This is a genomic window from Nostoc piscinale CENA21, from assembly GCF_001298445.1.
Taxonomy (GTDB): Bacteria; Cyanobacteriota; Cyanobacteriia; order Cyanobacteriales; family Nostocaceae; genus Nostoc_B; species Nostoc_B piscinale_A.
The window spans coordinates 1,491,405-1,510,337 of the sequence record NZ_CP012036.1 but is presented as its reverse complement, the minus strand read 5'-3'; the positions used below and the strand labels follow the sequence as shown (position 1 = coordinate 1,510,337).

The window sequence follows — 18,933 nt, the reverse complement described above, 5'->3', positions numbered from 1 at the left end:
TCCTGACTGACTAAGGGCTGAAATAATTTTGATGTGAAGAGCAGCCTGGTTATGGACGATACTTATAAGTTGAGAGTTTCTAGAGATTTCATGAATAGCTCGATACGCTAAAATCAGGCGATCGCTAAATCCAAATAGTCCTGTTCTAATTCTAGAATTTGTACTTTAAATCCGTCATCTGTCAAATTTCATAAATCTCATTGTTTCGTAAGATTTAGGAAATTATTAAGAATTAGGGAACAGAGAACAGGCAACAGGGAACAGAATTTTTATCTATAACCTGTACCTGTTTCTCTAAGTTTAAAAGTTATCTTGCCTTTAACTGCAAAAACTCGCAGGAGCTTGCCTCTAAATTTTTTGGGGATTAATTTTTCCCTTCTATTGCAGTAGTAATCCATTGTTTAAGTGTAGTTATAACTTCATCAATGGCAATTTCTTGAGATTGACGAGTGGCTCTTTCTACTACTTCAACTTTGCCGTTGGCAATTGCACGTCCCGTAACAATTCTATAAGGTATACCGATTAAATCAGCATCTTTAAATTTAACCCCGGCGCGTTCATCACGGTCGTCTAATAATGTTTCAATTCCGGCTTGATTAAGTTCGGTGTAAAGTTTTTCGGCAATTTGCACTTGTTGGGCATCGTTAATATTCGGAATTGTCACGATCGCGTGATAAGGTGCGATCGCTACAGGCCAAATAATCCCATCTTTATCGTAAGATTGCTCAACGGCGGCTTGTGCCAAACGTGATACACCCACACCATAGCAACCCATCACCAAGGGTTTTTCTTCTCCTTGCTCATTTGTATAAGTTGCACCCATCGCCACAGAATATTTTGTGCCTAATTGGAAGATATGACCGACTTCGATACCGCGTGCGCTAGAGAGAGTTTGCTCAGGGTTGTGCAGGGCGCGATCGCCTGGTCTAGCTTTCCGCAAATCTACTACACTTTCAGGTAGCTGAAATTGCTCATTCCAGTTAGCACCAACAACGTGATAACCAGTTTCATTTGCACCAGTAACGAAGTTTTTCAAATCAACGGCTGTTTTATCTACTAACCGCACAAATTTGGCTTGGACTTGTTTATTAGCTGCAATATATTCATCACTAATATCTGGCGCAATGTAACCCAAAGGAAGCGATTTCGCCGCCCAGGTTTGTTGTGTTTCTGCACTGGGTACATTTAAGGCGATGACTGCTTTTGCGCCGTAGTTAGCTGCTAACCGCGTTAATTCATTTTGTAATTTAACTTCATTAACTTCTTGATCTCCACGAATACTCACTAGTACCAATACAGTCAAGCCTGTGTCATAAACTGTTTGATACAAAACGCTTTTAACTATTTGGGTCGGAGAACATTTCAAGAATGAAGAGAGTTTTTCAATCGTATCTGTTCCTGGTGTTTCCCGTTTTTCATAACTAGTAAACGGTGAAGTTTCTGCATCCGCAGGTAAAGACACAGCTTTTTCGACGTTGGCGGCGTATTTACCATCTTCAGTGTAGAGAACTTCGTCTTCCCCTGCTTCCGCCAACACCATAAATTCGGTAGAACCGGAACCACCAATTGCACCAGAGTCAGCCTCTACGGGACGGAACGCCAACCCAGACCGCCGCAGCATATTGCTGTAGGCTTGGTACATATCTTGGTAGGTTTTTTTCAAGCTTTCTTCATCGACGTGGAAGGAGTAGCCATCTTTCATGATGAATTCTCGTCCGCGCATTAAACCGAAACGGGGGCGAATTTCGTCGCGGAATTTGGTTTGCAGTTGGTAGAGATGTAGCGGTAACTGACGATAAGAGCGAATCATATCACGAGCGATCGCTGTGATGACTTCTTCATGAGTCGGCCCTAATCCTAATTGTTGCTCACGGCGATCAATAAGGGAAAACATAATTCCCTCAGCTTTAGTATAAGTATCCCAACGTCCTGATTCTTTCCATAAATCAGAGGGCTGTAATTGGGGTAGCAAACATTCTTGTGCGCCTGTGGCGTTCATTTCTTCGCGCACAATTTGAGAAACCTTTTGCAACACCCGCCACATAAACGGGAGATAAGCATAGATACCGCTACCGATGCGACGAATATACCCTGCACGGAGTAATAACTTATGGCTGGGAATTTCCGCATCAGCAGGATCATCCCTGAGTGTAACGAATAACATTTGTGACAGTCGCATCGTTTAATCCCTTCTTAGAATCGTTAATCTCTGTGTCAAATAAAGTATGAAGTATGAAGTATGAAGTATAAAGTGCTTGGTTAATAGTTGTCATATCCCCTTCTGCTTCCTGCCCTTCGGGTTCGGCAGTCCCCCAGACGCTCGTTCCTCGCTACCGCTTGCGCTAACGACGGGAACCGCCAAGACGGGGGCTACCTCACCTCCTGCCTTCTGCCTTCTGCCATCCCCTTACTACTTCAGGAGAAACTTACCTTGTCAGACGTAATTTATCAAGCGCAGCCACCGTTAGAATTTATTCCACCAGCGTTTAACCCTTTATTTTTGCGAGTTGTTCACACGGTTCTACCTAGTTGGATACAATGGCAAACGGCTATTTCCCAGATAGAAGCTGACAACGTGGAGATTTTGGCGGATCTTTATCGTCAGTTTCAAGAAGGTAGAATTCGCTTTTTGTTGGCGTTTCGTCATCCTAAAACAGATGATCCTTTTTGTTTGGTTTACTTACTATCTCAACTTGTGCCGAGGGTAGCACGACAACAGGGTATAGCATTACAATCTCCGATTCATGCTCATTTTATCTATGATCGCGGCATTCCTTTGTGGGCGGGTAACTATGTAGGTTGGATGGCTTCACAGTTGGGTGGAACGCCTATTCAACGGGGTAAGGCTGACTGGACAGGGTTACGTTCGGCGCGTGATTTGTTCGCCAATGGTAAATTCCCGATAGCGGCTGCGCCAGAGGGTGCAACAAATGGACTATCAGAAATTATTAGTCCATTAGAACCCGGTATTGCCCAGTTAGGCTTTTGGTGCGCCGAAGACTTACAAAAAGCCGGACGCTCAGAACAGGTTTTAATTGTACCAGTTGGGATTAAATATAGTTATACTGCTGCGCCTTGGAGTGCGATCGCGCAATTATTAAGTGACTTAGAAGCCGCTAGTGGTTTGCCTGTGAATGCGGGAAAAACCGATAATATTGCTTCGATGGAGTTACTGTATCCGCGATTATTAGCTTTAGCCGAGCATTTATTATCTTTGATGGAGCAATTTTACACGCGGTTTTATCATCAAAAGTTAGCAGATGCTCAAACTGTCGCGGAAATTAAAGATAGAAATGAAGCCTTAGCATTTCGATTACAAGCTTTATTAAATGCCGCATTACAAATATCTGAGCAGTATTTTAATTTGCAAGCCAAAGGTACTTTAACAGACCGTTGTCGTAAAGTAGAACAAGCAGGTTGGAATTATATATTTAGGGAAGATTTTAAGGATATCAACGCCTTATCTTCTGTGGAAATAGCTTTAGGCGATCGCATTGCAGAAGAAGCCACTGCGAGAATGTGGCACATGAGATTAGTAGAAAGTTTTGTTGCGGTTTCTGGTAATTATATTAAAGAGAAACCGTCAGTTGAAAGATTTGCGGAAACGACGTTGATTTTATCGCAGATGATTGCCAAAATTAAAGGTGATAAATCTTTTCAACGTCCACAATTGGGTAAGCAAAAAGTTAAGATTAATATCGGTCAGCCGCTATCTATATCTGAGCGTTATTCGACATATAAAGAAAATCGTGCAGGTGCGAAGCAAGCTGTTGCTGATTTTACGAATGATTTACAACAGGCGATGCAAAGTTTGATTTTATGAGGAGAAGATTTTTTCACGCAGAGACGCATACTTCGACTTACCTCGACTTCGCTCGGTACAAGTCGCTCAGTAACCAGAGGCGCAAAGAGTTATTTAGTGAGTATAGTCTAATTTATGCAATAGGTAAACTTTGAGTACATCTGAAGGCTCTATTCTAAAGAGGCACCAAACTGGATCAGCACTCATAATTCACGACAATTATTCACCAATGTTTAATCAAGACTTTGTAGGGACAAATTCTGGGAAAATCTTTTTAAGTGCAGCGATCGCATGTAATTTTACCTGTTCATTCGAGTCTTTGATTAAGGTAGTTAATGAGGGGATAGCTTGCTGATTGCCTAACTGTCCTAAAGATAAAGCGATCGCACTTTTGATATAGGCAATTTCTTTAGCTGGATGATGTGAGTTTAATAATTCTAATAAAATTTCTGTAGCTTTCAGAGTTAATTCTGGTTTTTCGACTCGCCCTAAAACTGTGACAATTTCCTGGCACAATATTTCTGATTTACTTTGGTTTAATGCCTGCTGTAAATATTCCAAACCAGAAAGTCTCCCTACCCAAACTAAAGCGCGAATAATTTCTAGTTGTAAGGTTGTGGGTGTGTGGGGTGACATCAGCACGGAAAATAAATGTTGGGTAGTTTCATCACCACCAAGGCGAGAAAGGGCGACGACTGTAGCACTACAAACATCTATATTGAAGTCATAAAGCCTGGGTTGGAGTTTGGTGACTAAATCTAATTCTCCATTTAAATCGGGGCGGAAACTTAAACCCAGTACAGCGATGCGCCGAATTGTCGCCACCACATCATCTAAAGCTTTGATTAGTACAGGTGGTACACGTTCGTCATGAAAGCTGCTGAGGGCTTCTAGGGCGGTGGCGCGGACTGCAACTTCAGTATCTTGTACAACAGTCAATAAGGGTGTAATCGTCTCTGGAGTACGAATATAAGCCAGCGATCGCACCGCCAAAAGTCTGGTATCATCTTGTTTTAACAGTTCTGAGAGTTCGCTAATTGCTAAACTCCCCATTTGTCCTAGTGCTGTAGCTGCGATCGCTTTTAATTCTTCATCATCGCTAGTTTTGAGTAATTCTACCAAAGGTGCGATCGCATCTGGATGCTGAAACTCGCCTAAAGTCCGCGCCGCATACCAACGCAATTCTTCCTCTGCTTCTTCGTCTTCTAAAATTTCCATCAGTGGCGGAATAGCAACATTTCCCAAGCGAAGTAAAACCTTAGTAATTTCCCAACGCTGCTGAAAATCGCCCATTTCTAAAACAGGTAGTGCGAATTTCAGCAAACTTTCTGAATATTGCTCATTTTCCACCACAATCAACTGTTGCAGGTATTGAATCAGTACTGACCAATCACCAGCATCATACGCCGTCTGTGCCTGTATTAAAAGCTGATTGGTATTGCCTTGCATAAGGTAGGGAGTGGGAGACAAGGGGGACAAGGAAGACAAGGGAGAAATATAGCCATTGGCAAAGTAGTTGGGACATTAGCAAAGAACAAAAGACTTTGTGACGTTGCATAAATGCGGGATGAATTGAGATGTCGAAGGAAAATGAAAGATTGATTTTTCGAGCCTTTGCGCCTACCGCAAGCGGAACGCCTAGCGGCGAATGCGCGAAACAAAATTCATCTCCTTAATCAGCAACACCGACTTTGTAATTCTGTCACCTGTTACCTATTAACTCTTCACCAAAACGGAATCGCCCTCAATTTTAGCGGTGTAGGTTTTTAATGGTTTTTCGGCTGGGCCTTTTTGTACTTGACCATCAGAACCATATTCTGCACGGTGACAGGGACAGGCGAATTTTTTTGCGTCGGCTTTCCAGTCTACAGTGCAGCCTTTATGAGTACAGGTAGGGTCAACAGCAACCAGATTACCAGTTTGAGATGTGCCAACTACTAAAACATTTCCTACAGGAGAATTTTTGACTAAAAGTTGACCTTTTTGGTCTAACTCTTTAGCTTTACCTACAGTTTGCCATTCTCCAGATGCTGGTGTATTTGTCTGGGAAGTACAAGCAGCAATGGCCACTGGTAGATTACTCGCTATTAAACCTAGACCAACCCAATTGATAAAATCACGACGTTTCATAGCTGTGGAAATTATTTGTCATTAGATTAACAGCGATCGCAGGCTCTACGGTTAGCAGTTTTTCCAGATTTTAGCCTCAACATCATACTGGTGTGATTCAACGACGCTGTTAGATCACTGATTTGCTCAGTGTAATGCAGAAAACGCATTTTTATGATGCAAAATTAGAAATTTTACTAATGTTTTGTAGCTAATTATACGATTTTAGCAGAAATCTGACTTTAACCTTAAAAGTGTCGAAATTGTTACATAAACAATTGCCCTGTTTACTTCCTAAATCTTCCCCATGTAAAAGATTACAAATTATCTCCCAAACCTTACGAAGTTGCGTTCAGTTTAAATTTGTGATTTTAGATTTCTCAATTAATCAATCTAGAATTCTGAATCAATTCATCAGCAAATAAATTATTTCAGAACGCACTTAAAACTTAAAAATTAGTAATAAATAAATATTCAATTTAAAGCCACCAAAAACTCGTAGAAACAACATTCAAACTACGGGTTGATTGATGTTGCATAACTACCGCCTGAAGTTCTCACTGGATTAGTAATAATGAGAGTTAACTCATGACAGATACAGGAACAACTACCAAAACCAGCCTCAATAAATTTGAGAAATTCAAAGCTGAAAAAGACGGACTCGCCGTTAAAGCAGAGATAGAAAAATTTGCAGCCCTTGGTTGGGAAGCAATGGACGAAACCGACCGGGATCATCGACTCAAATGGGTGGGAGTATTTTTCCGTCCAGTTACCCCTGGCAAGTTCATGATGCGGTTACGGATGCCCAATGGGATTCTCACCAGCGACCAAATGCGTGTTTTAGCAGAAGTATTGCAGCGTTACGGCGATGATGGTAGTGCTGACATTACCACCAGACAGAATATTCAATTGCGGGGGATCAGAATTGAAGATTTACCCGATATCTTCAATAAATTCCAGAACGTTGGTTTAACCAGTGTCCAGTCAGGGATGGATAACGTCCGTAACATAACAGGCGATCCCGTCGCTGGACTGGATGCTGATGAACTGTTTGACACAAGAGATTTGGTGCAGCAAATTCAAGATATGCTCACCAACAAAGGTGAAGGAAACCCAGAGTTTACCAACCTCCCCCGAAAATTTAATATTGCCATCACAGGTGGGCGGGACAATTCAGTTCACGCAGAAATCAACGATTTGGCATTTGTGCCAGCATTTAAAGAGGCAGGGGAGCAGGGGAGCAGGGGAGTAGGGGAGGAATATCTTTCCCAAACCTCAGCACGCAAATTTGGCTTTAACATCCTGGTTGGTGGTTTTTTCTCTGCTAAACGTTGCGATGCGGCAATTCCTCTGAATGCTTGGGTAGCGCCAGAAGATGTAGTAGCGGTATGTAGAGCCGTTTTAGAAGTATTTCGGGACAATGGCTCACGGGCTAACCGTCTGAAATCGCGGTTGATGTGGCTGATTGATGAATGGGGTATAGATAAGCTTCGCGCCGAAGTCGAACAGCGTTTAGGTAAATCGTTTTTACCTGCTGCACCCAAAGACGAAATTGATTGGGAAAAACGCGACCATATCGGTGTATACAAACAAAAACAACCAGGTATGAACTATGTCGGCTTTCATATCCCGGTTGGGCGGTTGTATGCCGATGATATGTTTGAAATTGCCCGACTAGCCGAAGTTTACGGCAGTGGTGAAATCAGACTGACAGTTGAACAAAACATCATCATTCCCAATATTTCAGATGGTAGCCTCCCAACATTTTTGGCAGAACCTTTACTACAAAGATTTTCCATCAATCCGGGGACGTTGGAGCGATCGCTAGTTTCCTGCACAGGCGCACAATTTTGCAACTTTGCCCTCATCGAAACCAAAAACCGCGCCCTAGCCACCATTCAAGCTCTAGAAGCAGACTTAACCTTCACTCAGCCAGTCCGCATTCACTGGACTGGTTGCCCAAACTCCTGCGGACAGCCCCAAGTTGCAGACATCGGCTTAATGGGTACAAAAGCTCGTAAAGATGGTAAAGCCGTAGAAGGCGTAGACATCTATATGGGCGGCAAAGTCGGCAAAGAAGCTCATTTAGGAACCTGTGCAATTAAAGGTATCCCCTGCGAAGACTTGCAGCCAGTATTGCAAGACATACTCATCAAAAACTTCGGCGCAAAACTCAAACAAGAAGCCTTAGTTGAAGTATGAAGTCTGAAGTCTGAAGTCTGAAGTCTGAAATTTCATACTTCTAGCCGATACAAATAATTTCTCCTCTGCTCCCCTGCGCCTCTGCCCCCTGCTCCCCAGCCTCTTCTTCCCACCAGTGCATAACAACAAATAACAAAGGACAAATCCCAAATGACCAATCTTTCCCGCAGAAAATTTATTCTTACCACTGGTGCAGCAGCAGCGACTTCAATCATTGCTCATGGTTGTTCTAGCAATACAGCCTCTAATGGCGGGAATGCACCTTCTGCGGCTCCAGCAGCTAACGTCTCCACCTCTGCTAATGCTCCCAAAGTAGAGACAACCAAAGCCAAGCTAGGATTTATTGCGCTCACCGATTCTGCGCCCCTAATTATTGCCAAAGAAAAAGGTTTCTTTGCTAAATACGGCATGACCGATGTTGAAGTCATCAAACAAAAATCTTGGCCTGTCACCCGCGATAACTTGAAAATTGGTTCTGCTGGCGGTGGTATTGATGGCGCACACATCCTCAGCCCCATGCCTTACCTAATGACCATCAAAGATAAAGTGCCAATGTATCTGTTGGCGCGGTTAAATACCAATGGTCAGGCTATTTCTGTTGCTAATAAATTCAAAGAACTTAAAGTCAATCTTGAAAGTAAGGCGCTTAAAGAAGCAGCCGTCAAAGCCAAAGCTGATAAAAAATCCTTAAAAGCTGGGATAACTTTCCCAGGCGGTACTCACGATTTGTGGATGCGCTACTGGTTAGCTGCTGGTGGTATCAACCCAGATCAAGATATGGTTTTAGAACCTGTACCACCACCACAAATGGTTGCCAACATGAAAGTCAATACAATTGATGCTTTCTGTGTAGGTGAACCTTGGAATGCTCAATTAGTCAGCCAAAAATTAGGTTATTCAGCCTTAGTTACAGGTGAGTTGTGGAAAGACCATCCAGAAAAAGCCTTTGCAATGCGGCAAGATTGGGTGGATAAAAATCCCAACGCTGCACAAGCAATATTAATGGCAATTCTCGAAGCGCAACAATGGTGCGACAAGCTAGAAAACAAAGAAGAAATGTGCAAAATCTGTGCTGACCGTAAATACTTTAACGTTGCTGCCGCAGATATTGTCGAAAGAGCTAAGGGCAATATTGATTTTGGTGATGGACGTACTGAAAAAGAATTTCCCTACCGGATGAAATTCTGGGCTGATAATGCTTCTTATCCCTACAAGAGCCATGACATTTGGTTTTTAACTGAAGATATTCGCTGGGGCTATTTGCCAAAAGATACCAAAGTTAAAGAAATCGTTGACAAAGTAAATAAAGAAGACCTGTGGAAAAAAGCAGCGAAAGCTATTGGTGTACCTGATTCTGAAATTCCTACCAGCAGTTCTCGTGGTGTAGAAACTTTCTTTGATGGGGTGAAATTTGACCCAGAAAAGCCAGAAGAATATTTACAATCTTTGAAAATTAAAAAAGTCTAACTTTTCGACCTTATCCCAACTATCACAACAAAATTTAGTAACACTGAATTACCACGGAATAATAAAACAATGACAGCTATTACTGGAAATCGCACATTTAGAAAAAAGCCCCAAAAGGCGATTAATAAATTTATTACACAAAAAGTTGTACCGCCTTTGGTAGCACTAGCAATTTTTCTAGTAGTTTGGCAATTGCTTTGTTTAAATCCTGGCTTTAAGTTACCTGGCCCAATAGAAACATTTTCTGAAACTTTTGACCCTTTTATTATTCATCCATTTTTTGATAATGGCGAAAGTGATAAGGGTTTGGGTTGGCAAATACTCAGCAGTTTGGGAAGAGTAGGTTTAGGTTTTTCATTAGCAGCAATTGTTGGCATTACATTGGGCATTTTAATTGGTGCTAATCAATTTGTATATAACGCCGTAGATCCTATATTTCAAGTATTAAGAACTGTACCGCCGCTGGCTTGGCTTCCAATATCTTTGGCAGCATTTCAACAAGCTAATCCTTCAGCAATTTTTGTGATTTTTATTACCTCGATTTGGCCAATTATTATTAACACGACGGTAGGTGTACAACAAATTCCGCAAGACTATGTGAATGTAGCCAGAGTTTTAAAACTGAAAGGGCCAAAGTATTTCTTTAAAATTGTGTTTCCGGCTACTGTGCCTTATATTTTTACAGGATTACGCATTGGGATTGGTTTATCTTGGTTAGCAATTGTTGCGGCTGAAATGTTAGTTGGTGGTGTAGGTATTGGTTCGTTTATTTGGGATGCTTACAATACAACTACAGAAACTAATTTGAGTGAGATTATTCTGGCACTAATCTATGTTGGTTTGGTGGGGTTGATGTTGGATAGATTGGTAGGTTTTATAGCTAGTAAGATGGTGGCAGAACAGAAGTAGTCAAGAGTTAATATTCTCTATTAAACGAATCGCAAAGACGCAGAGAAAGAGAGTTTGTAGAGAACGAGTATTAGAAACAAATGACAAAGGACAAATGACAAATGACTACTTTTGTTGAAGTTGACCACGTTGATAGAATTTTTGATTTACCAAATGGTGGTAAATATATTGCGCTGAAGAATATTGAGTTAAAAATCCGCCAAGGTGAATTCGTTTCGTTAATTGGGCATTCTGGTTGTGGAAAATCTACCTTACTTAACATCATTGCAGGTTTAGATAGAGCCAGTATTGGCGGTGTGACTTTGGAAGGTAAGGAGATTAGAGAACCTAGCCCCGACCGGATGGTGGTGTTTCAAAATTACTCTTTGCTTCCCTGGTTGACTGTGCGGGAAAATATCGCTTTGGCTGTAGATGAGGTTTATCAAAATAAGTCGAAAAGCGATCGCCTGTCTATCATTGAAGAACATATCGATATGGTGGGCTTGCGTCTAGCAGCTAAGAAGCGTCCCAGTGAGTTATCTGGCGGGATGAAACAGCGCGTAGCGATCGCTCGTGCTTTGGCTATCCGTCCGAAGTTGTTATTGTTAGATGAACCTTTTGGAGCCTTAGACGCGCTCACAAGGGGAAGTTTGCAAGAGCAATTGATGAAAATCTGCAATGAGCATAACGTTACCTGTGTGATGGTAACTCATGATGTGGATGAAGCATTATTGTTGAGCGATCGCATCGTTATGCTCACCAATGGCCCAGAAGCACACATTGGACAAATCCTCGAAGTACCTATCCCTCGCCCTCGTCAACGTTTGGAAGTAGTTAATCATCCTAGTTACTACAATCTGCGGAATGAGATGATTTACTTCCTCAACCAACAAAAGCAAGCCAAGAAACGCCAAGCGCAGCAAACAGCCGCACCTGTAGCGGTATCCCCAAGAGGGTTAGAAAAAGTCAACTTAGAAATTGGCTTTCTACCTTTGACTGATGCTGCACCTTTAATCGTGGCTCAAGAAAAAGGCTTCTTTGCCCAATATGGTTTAGAAATCACCCTCAGCCGTGCAAGCAATTGGAATGAAATCGCCAAAGGTGTAGCTAAAGGCAGATTAGATGCAGCCCAAATGGTTGCAGGGATGCCCTTAGCACTAACTTTGGGCGCAGGTGGTAAAACACCAATTCCTGTTGTCAACGCCCTCAATCTTTCTCGGAACGCCAACGCTATCACCTTAAGTAAAAGATTGTATAGCGAAGGTGTCAGAAACCTCAGCGACCTGAAAGCATCCATTAACGCCGCTCCCGACCAAATATTGACCTTGGGAGTTGTGCATCCCACATCCATGCAGAACTTAATTCTGCGTTATTGGTTGGCAGCTGGCGGGATCGATCCCGATAGAGATGTGAGTTTAACTGCGATCGCACCAACAGAAATGGTCGCTCAACTTAAAGCCGGAACCATTGACGGTTACTGCGCTGGCGAACCCTGGAGTCACATGGCCGTTCATGATGATGTCGGTTTTATTGCAGCTACCGCCCTAGAAATTTGGTCAGGACAACCCAAAAAAGTCTTAGGTGTGCGCGAAGACTGGGCGCAGCAGTATCCCGAAACTTATCTAGCCTTAATCAAAGCCTTACTAGAAGCTTGTAAATATTGCGATGACCTCCGCAACCGCGAGGAAATCCTTGACTTAATTTGCCGCCCTGAATACCTCAACGTCAATCCTGTATACGTCCGCCCTGGCTTCACCGATCCCTACGATCGCGGTGATGGTACCCAACCCCAATCACTCACCGCCTACAACCAGTTTTACCTCAACAAAACCAACTATCCCAACCGCACCGAAATCTTATGGATGGTGACTCAACTATCACGCTGGGGCTTAACACCCTTCCCTAAAAACTGGGTAGAAGTTATCGAAAGAGTATGCCGTGCAGACATATTCGGTGTAGCCGCCCGTGACCTCGGCTTACTCGATACCGGCTACGACGACCCGATTCACTTATTCGATGGTAAAGTTTTTAACCCCTCAGAACCCCTAGAATACCTCAAAAGCTTAGAAATTAAACGAGACATCCGTATAGAAGAAGTCTTTATTTAATCATTGGTCATTTGTCATTCGTCCTTTGTAACTCTCCCATCTCCCTCATCCTCTCCGCGCCTCTGCGCGACGGCAGTCGCTACAACGGGGGGAACCCCCGCAACGCGCTGCCTCCTCTGCGTGAGTAAATAATAAATTCAGAAAAATATCATGCAAATAATAAACAAAAATACTCAACTCCAACAACCACAAACCAAAGCAGATAACTTCCTCGTCATCGAAGGCGTAAGCAAAATTTATCCAACCCCCGAAGGCCCCTACACTGTCCTCGATGGTATTGACCTCAAAGTTCGTGAAGGCGAATTTGTCTGCTTAATTGGTCACTCTGGCTGCGGTAAATCTACCCTCCTCAACATGATTTCCGGGTTCAACACACCCACCGATGGCGTTGTCATGCTACAAGACCAACCCATCACCGAACCAGGCCCAGACCGGATGATGGTATTTCAAAACTACTGCTTACTGCCTTGGTTGAGTGTTTTTGAGAACGTTTATTTAGCTGTAGATTCCGTATTTCCCAAAAAACCCCAAGCCGAAAAACGCGCCATTGTTAGAGAACACTTAGCAATGGTGGGACTGACAGAAGCCGCAGATAAGAAACCGAGTCAGATTTCTGGCGGGATGAAACAGCGAGTTGCGATCGCCCGCGCCCTTTCTATTCGTCCCAAAGTCTTGATTCTGGATGAACCCTTCGGTGCATTAGACGCAATCACCAAAGAAGAATTGCAAGAAGAACTACTGCAAATCTGGAGTGACCATCAAGTTACCGTCCTGATGATTACTCACGACATTGATGAAGCATTGTTCCTCGCCGACAGAGTGGTGATGATGACTAATGGCCCAGCCGCTCAAATCGGTGAAGTTTTAGAGATTCCCTTCGCCCGTCCCCGCAACCGTCGCCGCATTATGGAAGACCCCGAATATTACACCCTGCGGAACTACGCTCTAGATTTCCTCTATCGTCGGTTTGCTCATGAGGAATAACTGAAGTCTGAAGTGTGAAGTCTGAAGTCTGAAATTAACCCAACCGTAAAAGGTTTGAAATCTAATGCTAAAAAATTTATTTTCATTCAGGGATCGTTACCGCATCTTACACCAGACTTGGTTTGCCTTTTTTCTGACCTTTGTCTGTTGGTTTAACTTTGCTCCGTTTGCTACCACCATTGGCAAGCAACTACATTTAGCACCTGAGCAAATTAAAACTCTAGGAATCTGCAACCTTGCTTTAACGATTCCAGCGCGGCTAATCATTGGGATGCTGTTAGACCGTTTCGGCCCCAGGATTACTTATTCGATATTGTTGATGTTTGCGGCTGTTCCCTGTTTAGCTACAGCGTTATCTCAAGACTTTAATCAATTAGTCATCAGCCGCTTGTTAATGGGAATTGTCGGTTCCGGGTTCGTTGTTGGTATCCGGATGGTAGCTGAATGGTTCCCGCCGAAAGAGATGGGAAGCGCACAGGGGATTTACGGCGGTTGGGGAAATTTTGGGGCTTTTGGTGCAGAATTTGCCTTACCAATGATTGCTGTTGCTACTAGCTTTTTGGCTGGTGGTGCTTCTAACTGGCGGTTGGCGATCGCTCTTACTGGTATCATTGCCGCTATCTATGGCGTGATTTACTTCAACACTGTTCAAGATACGCCTGCTGGCAAAGTCTACAAGCGCCCTAAGAAAAATGGTGCTTTAGAAGTCACCAGCGTCAAAAGTTTCTGGGCGATGATTGTCTCCAATTTTGGTTTGATATTCGCCCTCGGTTTATTAGCTTGGCGCTTAGAGCAAAAGAATATTCACTTTTTGACTCTGGGTCAAATGTATTTAGTTTGGTTTGTATTAGCAGGATTATTTGCTTACCAAACTTACAAAGCTTATGAAGTCAACAAAGAACTATTAACAGGTAAGAAAACTTACGCGCCTGCACAACGCTTTAACTTCAGCCAAGTTGCAATACTCGAATTTACTTACGTAACTAACTTTGGTTCAGAATTAGCAGCTGTTTCCATGCTGCCCGCCTTCTTTGAAAAAACCTTTGGTTTAGAACACGTAGTTGCAGGCATGATTGCCGCTACTTATCCATTTTTAAACTTAGTTTCTCGTCCTAGCGGTGGCGTAATTTCTGATAAATTTGGTTCTCGCAAATGGACGATGACCATTATTTCGGCTGGCATTGGTGTTGGCTATTTGATGGCACATTTTATTAATGGTAACTGGCCAATTGGGCTGGCGATCGCAGTAACTATGATTTGTGCCTATTTTGCCCAAGCTGGCTGCGGTGCAACTTACGGTATTGTTCCCCTAATCAAAAAAGAAGCCACCGGACAAATTGCTGGCAACGTCGGAGCTTACGGTAATTTCGGTGGTGTAGTTTACCTCACAATTTTCAGCTTAACCGATGCACCAACCCTATTTTCCACAATGGGTATAGCAGCAATGATTTGTGCTTTTATGTGTGCTTTCTTCCTCAAAGAACCGCAAGGTTCTTTTGCTGGTGCGCCTGAAGAATCACCAGAACATTCAACTCAACAATCTGCAATTTTAGCTGAGGAATAAACCCAAAAAATCAAGGATGAAATTATCTAAATAATTTCATCCTCTTGCTTTTTGTTTTATCTGTGTACATCAGCGGTTAATTGTTATTTTCTATTAATAATCATCAAAATTGTTTTTATAAAAACCACAGATGAACACAGATGAATTATCTGTATCTAGCCTCCAAAAATCAAAAGTGGTGTAGCTACATGAGTGAATTTACTAAAACTCTTTGTCCTTATTGTGGTGTTGGCTGTGGTCTAGAAGTTTCGCCACCAGCACAACACGGTAAAGCAACTAATCGTGATAGTCAAGGAAATCCGACTTGGCGGGTAAGAGGCGACAAATCTCACCCTTCTAGTCAGGGTATGGTTTGTGTTAAAGGTGCAACGATCGCTGAATCTTTAGATAAAAATAGATTACATTACCCAATGGTGCGGGATTCTTTAGATCAAGAGTTCCGGCGAGTTAGTTGGGATGAAGCTTTTGATCTCATCACTAAACGCATCCAAACTGTGCGCTTCACCCAAGGGCCAGAAGCTATTTGTATGTATGGTTCTGGTCAGTTTCAAACTGAGGACTATTACACCGCCCAAAAACTTTTGAAAGGCTGTTTAGGAACTAACAATTTTGATGCGAATTCACGCTTATGTATGTCCAGTGCTGTATCTGGATATATTCAAAGTTTTGGTGCTGATGGCCCGCCTTGCTGTTACGAAGATTTAGAGTTAACTGATTGTGCATTTTTAATTGGTACTAACACAGCAGAATGCCATCCCATTATTTTTAACCGACTGGAAAAATACCACAAAAAAAACCGCAAGATGAAAATGGTTGTGGTTGATCCGCGTCGCACACCCACCGCTGAAGCCGCAGATTTACATTTAGCAATTCGTCCCGGTACAGACATTGATTTGTTAAATGGTATCGCCCATTTATTAATGCGTTGGAACTACATTGACACGATGTTTATCGATGACTGTACCAGCAATTTCTCTGCATACGCAGAAGTTATTCGCCACTATCCACCAGAAGTTGCAGCACGTCAATGTGGAATCAGTATTGAAGATTTAGAAACAGCCGCCCGTTATTGGGGTCAGTCACAACGGGTGCTGTCTTTGTGGTCGATGGGTGTCAACCAATCAAGTGAAGGTACAGCCAAGGTTAGAACTATCATTAACCTGCACCTGATGACAGGACAAATCGGTAAGCCAGGGGCGGGGCCGTTTTCGTTAACAGGTCAACCAAATGCGATGGGAGGTAGAGAAGCCGGAGGTTTATCACATTTATTACCCGGTTATCGCTTGGTTAAAAATGACCAGCATCGCGCCGAAGTAGAAGATTTTTGGGGACTGAAGCGGGGACAAATTTCTCCTACTCCTGGTTTGACTGCTTGGGATATGATTACAGGTTTAGAAACTGGTGATGTAGGTGTACTGTGGATTGCAGCTACTAACCCAGCTGTAAGTATGCCAGATTTGGAACGCACCAAGAAAGCGTTATTGCGATCGCCTTTCACAATTTACCAAGACGCATACTATCCCACAGAAACCGCCGCTTATGCCCATGTGTTGTTACCTGCTGCCCAGTGGGGTGAAAAAACTGGCATAATGACCAATTCTGAACGCCGAGTCACCCTGTGTCCAGCATTCCGCCAACCACCGAGAGAAGCCAAAGCCGACTGGGAAATTTTCGCGGAAGTCGGACGACGGTTAGGTTTTGCCGATAAGTTTAACTTTGCTAACTCTGCCGAAGTTTACGCCGAGTTTGTTCAACTAACAAAAAATCGTCCATGCGATATGTCGGGTATTAGTCATGAACAATTACGCAAACAAGGGCCGACGCACTGGCCACATCCAGAAGTGGGGAGTCATGAATTTCCCCATTCCCCACTTCCTAATGCTTCCAAACGCCTATACACAGATTTACGCTTTCACACCTCTGATGGACGGGCGCGGTTCGGGGCGTATTACTCCAAAGGTTTGGCAGAATTACCAGACCCCAATTATCCATTTGTGTTAACTACAGGCAGACTTTACGGACATTGGCACACACAAACTCGTACTGGTCGCATCGAAAAAATTCGCTCGATGTACCCCGAACCATTTATTGAAATTCATCCCCGTGATGCGGCTAAGTTAGGAATTACCGATAATCAGGTAATAGAAGTGCGATCGCGTCGTGGTCAAGCTCATTTTCCCGCAAAAGTGACTAAGGCGATCGCACCTGGTACTGTATTTGTCCCTATGCACTGGGGCGCACTTTGGGCAAATGATGCCGAAGCTAACGCCCTCACCCATCCCGAATCTTGCCCAGATTCTTTACAACCAGAGTTAAAAGCTTGTGCAGTACAACTAGCACCAATTTCTAGAGAAGTTACAAGCAAAAATTATCAACTCCAATCGTCACAATGGTGATCTGCTTGGTATATCCTTAAACAATAAATTGGTAATTGAGTAATTAAATCAATAGATACTAGTCAATGGTAAAGATTGACAACATTCATCCTTGAATCTTGACTATAGCAGACATCAAGAAATTATGTCTTAATTCTTGATATTTACTGACTATATCTGCCTTGTTACCAATTGCTTGTTGAACTAAAACCAGGATGCAGCAGATGAAAAAACTATTCAAAAATATCTTCGGAGTATTTACCGATGAAGGCTTTATGCACGTTATCGAAAACGTCGAGGTAATAGTTTCTAAGGTCTTATCTGTGTTAATGGTGCTAGTAATATTAGTAGCGATCGGAGATTTAGGTGCTTTTTTGATTAAAGAGTTATTTGATACTCCTTATGGTAAATTCAATACAACATTATTTAAAATATTTGGATTGTTCTTAAATATCCTAATTGCCTTAGAAATCCTCGAAAATATCACAGCTTACCTACGCAAACACGTATTTCAAGTAGAATTAGTTATCGTCACTTCTTTAATTGCTGTTGCTCGTAAAATCATTATTCTTGACTTAGAAAAAGTCACAGGTATTGATATAATTGGTTTAGGAATTGCTATATTAGCTTTATCAATCAGTTATTTAATCATTCGTTCTAGTAATTCCAAACAATCTCATTAAATTTATTCATATTTAACAGGTATTTATATTAGTTAGAAATAATTTTTATACTTACATAAAGATATAATAATCATCTAGACTCTATCAATACTCAATAGTTTACAAATATTTCTCTCCTTCATCTCTCTTGTCTATTTTGTGCGTTTATCAAATAGCACTGCTACAAGTTCTTTATGATTTAAAACATGGCAACTTTTTTTTAAATTTGAAGCAGATTTTGTAACTTCTCTGCGCTGCATCCCAATGCAAGTTAGATATAAATTAGATACTTGCGGAATTAAACTCAAGCTATCAGATTGGTTACAAATGACTCAAGATGAGCGTGAAGCCATACTAGAATTACCCTGCACTACACAAACAGAAATTGACGCTTACAGAGAATATCTCCAACAATTAATTTTAGAAAAAACAGGTACACCTGTAGGACAACTACCTGTAGATGCTTATCCTGCTTGGATGGACTCTAGTACTATCCCAATTACTTTACAAGAAAAAGCTCAAGAACTAGGTGTCAACTTGAGTTTAGAACAGTGGGCGGCTTTAACTCCCTTGCAACGATTTGCCTTGATTAAACTCAGCCGTCCCAGCCATGAAAATAAAAATTTTCCCCATGCCATAGCAGAATTTCATCTGCTTTAATGAATCTGTAGTTCACACTCCACATCATCTAGAGACAAGGGGGAAAAGGGAGATATCAGTTTTTTTGAGTAAATAAATTAGATCATTTATTTTTTTAAGTACCGTTAACCAA

At 42.3% G+C, this 18,933-nt stretch carries 12 protein-coding genes and 1 pseudogene; 10 read left to right on the top strand and 3 right to left on the bottom strand.

Annotation, left to right across the window (positions count from 1 at the left end):
• Positions 1-364 precede the first annotated feature (364 nt).
• A complete protein-coding gene (locus tag ACX27_RS06645) occupies positions 365-2,179 on the bottom strand; it encodes a proline--tRNA ligase (protein WP_062289988.1) in 1,815 nt (604 codons plus the stop codon).
• Positions 2,180-2,431: 252 nt separating this feature from the next.
• Here ACX27_RS06645 and ACX27_RS06640 point away from each other — a divergent pair, with 252 nt between their 5' ends.
• Positions 2,432-3,823 carry a lysophospholipid acyltransferase family protein gene (locus tag ACX27_RS06640; RefSeq protein WP_062289985.1) on the top strand — a complete coding sequence of 464 codons (1,392 nt, stop codon included), beginning with the start codon at positions 2,432-2,434 and terminating at the stop codon, positions 3,821-3,823.
• A 216-nt stretch (positions 3,824-4,039) separates the two neighbouring features.
• Here ACX27_RS06640 and ACX27_RS06635 read toward each other — a convergent pair whose 3' ends face one another.
• Together ACX27_RS06635 and ACX27_RS06630 are read right to left on the bottom strand one after the other, a co-directional pair.
• Entirely contained in the window at positions 4,040-5,251 is a 1,212-nt protein-coding gene (locus ACX27_RS06635; protein ID WP_062289984.1) for a HEAT repeat domain-containing protein, read from the bottom strand.
• Positions 5,252-5,518: 267 nt separating this feature from the next.
• Entirely contained in the window at positions 5,519-5,932 is a 414-nt protein-coding gene (locus ACX27_RS06630; protein WP_062289981.1) for a QcrA and Rieske domain-containing protein, read from the bottom strand.
• A gap of 567 nt (positions 5,933-6,499) precedes the next feature.
• Between ACX27_RS06630 and ACX27_RS06625 the strand changes: the two genes are divergently transcribed.
• The 9 genes and pseudogenes from ACX27_RS06625 to ACX27_RS06585 form a co-directional block, all read left to right on the top strand.
• Complete coding sequence (locus ACX27_RS06625; protein WP_062289979.1) at positions 6,500-8,113, top strand: ferredoxin--nitrite reductase; 1,614 nt, start codon at positions 6,500-6,502, stop codon at positions 8,111-8,113.
• A gap of 150 nt (positions 8,114-8,263) precedes the next feature.
• Positions 8,264-9,580: a CmpA/NrtA family ABC transporter substrate-binding protein gene (locus tag ACX27_RS06620; protein ID WP_062289976.1), complete on the top strand. Its 1,317-nt coding sequence runs from the start codon at positions 8,264-8,266 to the stop codon at positions 9,578-9,580.
• Positions 9,581-9,649: 69 nt separating this feature from the next.
• On the top strand, positions 9,650-10,489 hold the full coding sequence (gene ntrB / locus ACX27_RS06615) for a nitrate ABC transporter permease (protein ID WP_062289974.1): 840 nt from the start codon (positions 9,650-9,652) through the stop codon (positions 10,487-10,489).
• Positions 10,490-10,590: 101 nt separating this feature from the next.
• Positions 10,591-12,576, top strand: a complete 1,986-nt coding sequence (locus ACX27_RS06610; RefSeq protein WP_062289971.1) for an ABC transporter ATP-binding/substrate-binding protein — start codon at positions 10,591-10,593, stop codon at positions 12,574-12,576.
• A gap of 150 nt (positions 12,577-12,726) precedes the next feature.
• On the top strand, positions 12,727-13,560 hold the full coding sequence (locus ACX27_RS06605) for a nitrate ABC transporter ATP-binding protein (RefSeq protein ID WP_062289969.1): 834 nt from the start codon (positions 12,727-12,729) through the stop codon (positions 13,558-13,560).
• 64 nt (positions 13,561-13,624) lie between these two features.
• Entirely contained in the window at positions 13,625-15,124 is a 1,500-nt protein-coding gene (locus ACX27_RS06600; protein ID WP_062289966.1) for a NarK family nitrate/nitrite MFS transporter, read from the top strand.
• A 188-nt stretch (positions 15,125-15,312) separates the two neighbouring features.
• Positions 15,313-17,520, top strand: coding sequence for a molybdopterin oxidoreductase family protein (locus tag ACX27_RS06595; protein WP_062289963.1), 2,208 nt, complete (start codon positions 15,313-15,315; stop codon positions 17,518-17,520).
• A gap of 203 nt (positions 17,521-17,723) precedes the next feature.
• On the top strand, positions 17,724-18,182 hold the full coding sequence (locus ACX27_RS06590; protein WP_062289960.1) for a phosphate-starvation-inducible PsiE family protein: 459 nt from the start codon (positions 17,724-17,726) through the stop codon (positions 18,180-18,182).
• Between the two features lie 195 nt (positions 18,183-18,377).
• Positions 18,378-18,821, top strand: a pseudogene (locus ACX27_RS06585) (nitrate reductase associated protein); the annotation flags it as partial.
• Positions 18,822-18,933: the final 112 nt, after the last annotated feature.

What these genes read in the sequence shown, in the direction of transcription:
- ACX27_RS06645 (WP_062289988.1), bottom strand. Translation starts at nt 2,179, where the DNA reads ATGCGACTGTCACAAATGTTATTCGTTACACTCAGGGATGATCCTGCT.
- ACX27_RS06600 (WP_062289966.1), top strand. Translation starts at nt 13,625, where the DNA reads ATGCTAAAAAATTTATTTTCATTCAGGGATCGTTACCGCATCTTACAC.
- ACX27_RS06590 (WP_062289960.1), top strand. Translation starts at nt 17,724, where the DNA reads ATGAAAAAACTATTCAAAAATATCTTCGGAGTATTTACCGATGAAGGC.
- ACX27_RS06620 (WP_062289976.1), top strand. Translation starts at nt 8,264, where the DNA reads ATGACCAATCTTTCCCGCAGAAAATTTATTCTTACCACTGGTGCAGCA.
- ACX27_RS06595 (WP_062289963.1), top strand. Translation starts at nt 15,313, where the DNA reads ATGAGTGAATTTACTAAAACTCTTTGTCCTTATTGTGGTGTTGGCTGT.
- ACX27_RS06625 (WP_062289979.1), top strand. Translation starts at nt 6,500, where the DNA reads ATGACAGATACAGGAACAACTACCAAAACCAGCCTCAATAAATTTGAG.
- ntrB (WP_062289974.1), top strand. Translation starts at nt 9,650, where the DNA reads ATGACAGCTATTACTGGAAATCGCACATTTAGAAAAAAGCCCCAAAAG.
- ACX27_RS06635 (WP_062289984.1), bottom strand. Translation starts at nt 5,251, where the DNA reads ATGCAAGGCAATACCAATCAGCTTTTAATACAGGCACAGACGGCGTAT.
- ACX27_RS06610 (WP_062289971.1), top strand. Translation starts at nt 10,591, where the DNA reads ATGACTACTTTTGTTGAAGTTGACCACGTTGATAGAATTTTTGATTTA.
- ACX27_RS06605 (WP_062289969.1), top strand. Translation starts at nt 12,727, where the DNA reads ATGCAAATAATAAACAAAAATACTCAACTCCAACAACCACAAACCAAA.
- ACX27_RS06630 (WP_062289981.1), bottom strand. Translation starts at nt 5,932, where the DNA reads ATGAAACGTCGTGATTTTATCAATTGGGTTGGTCTAGGTTTAATAGCG.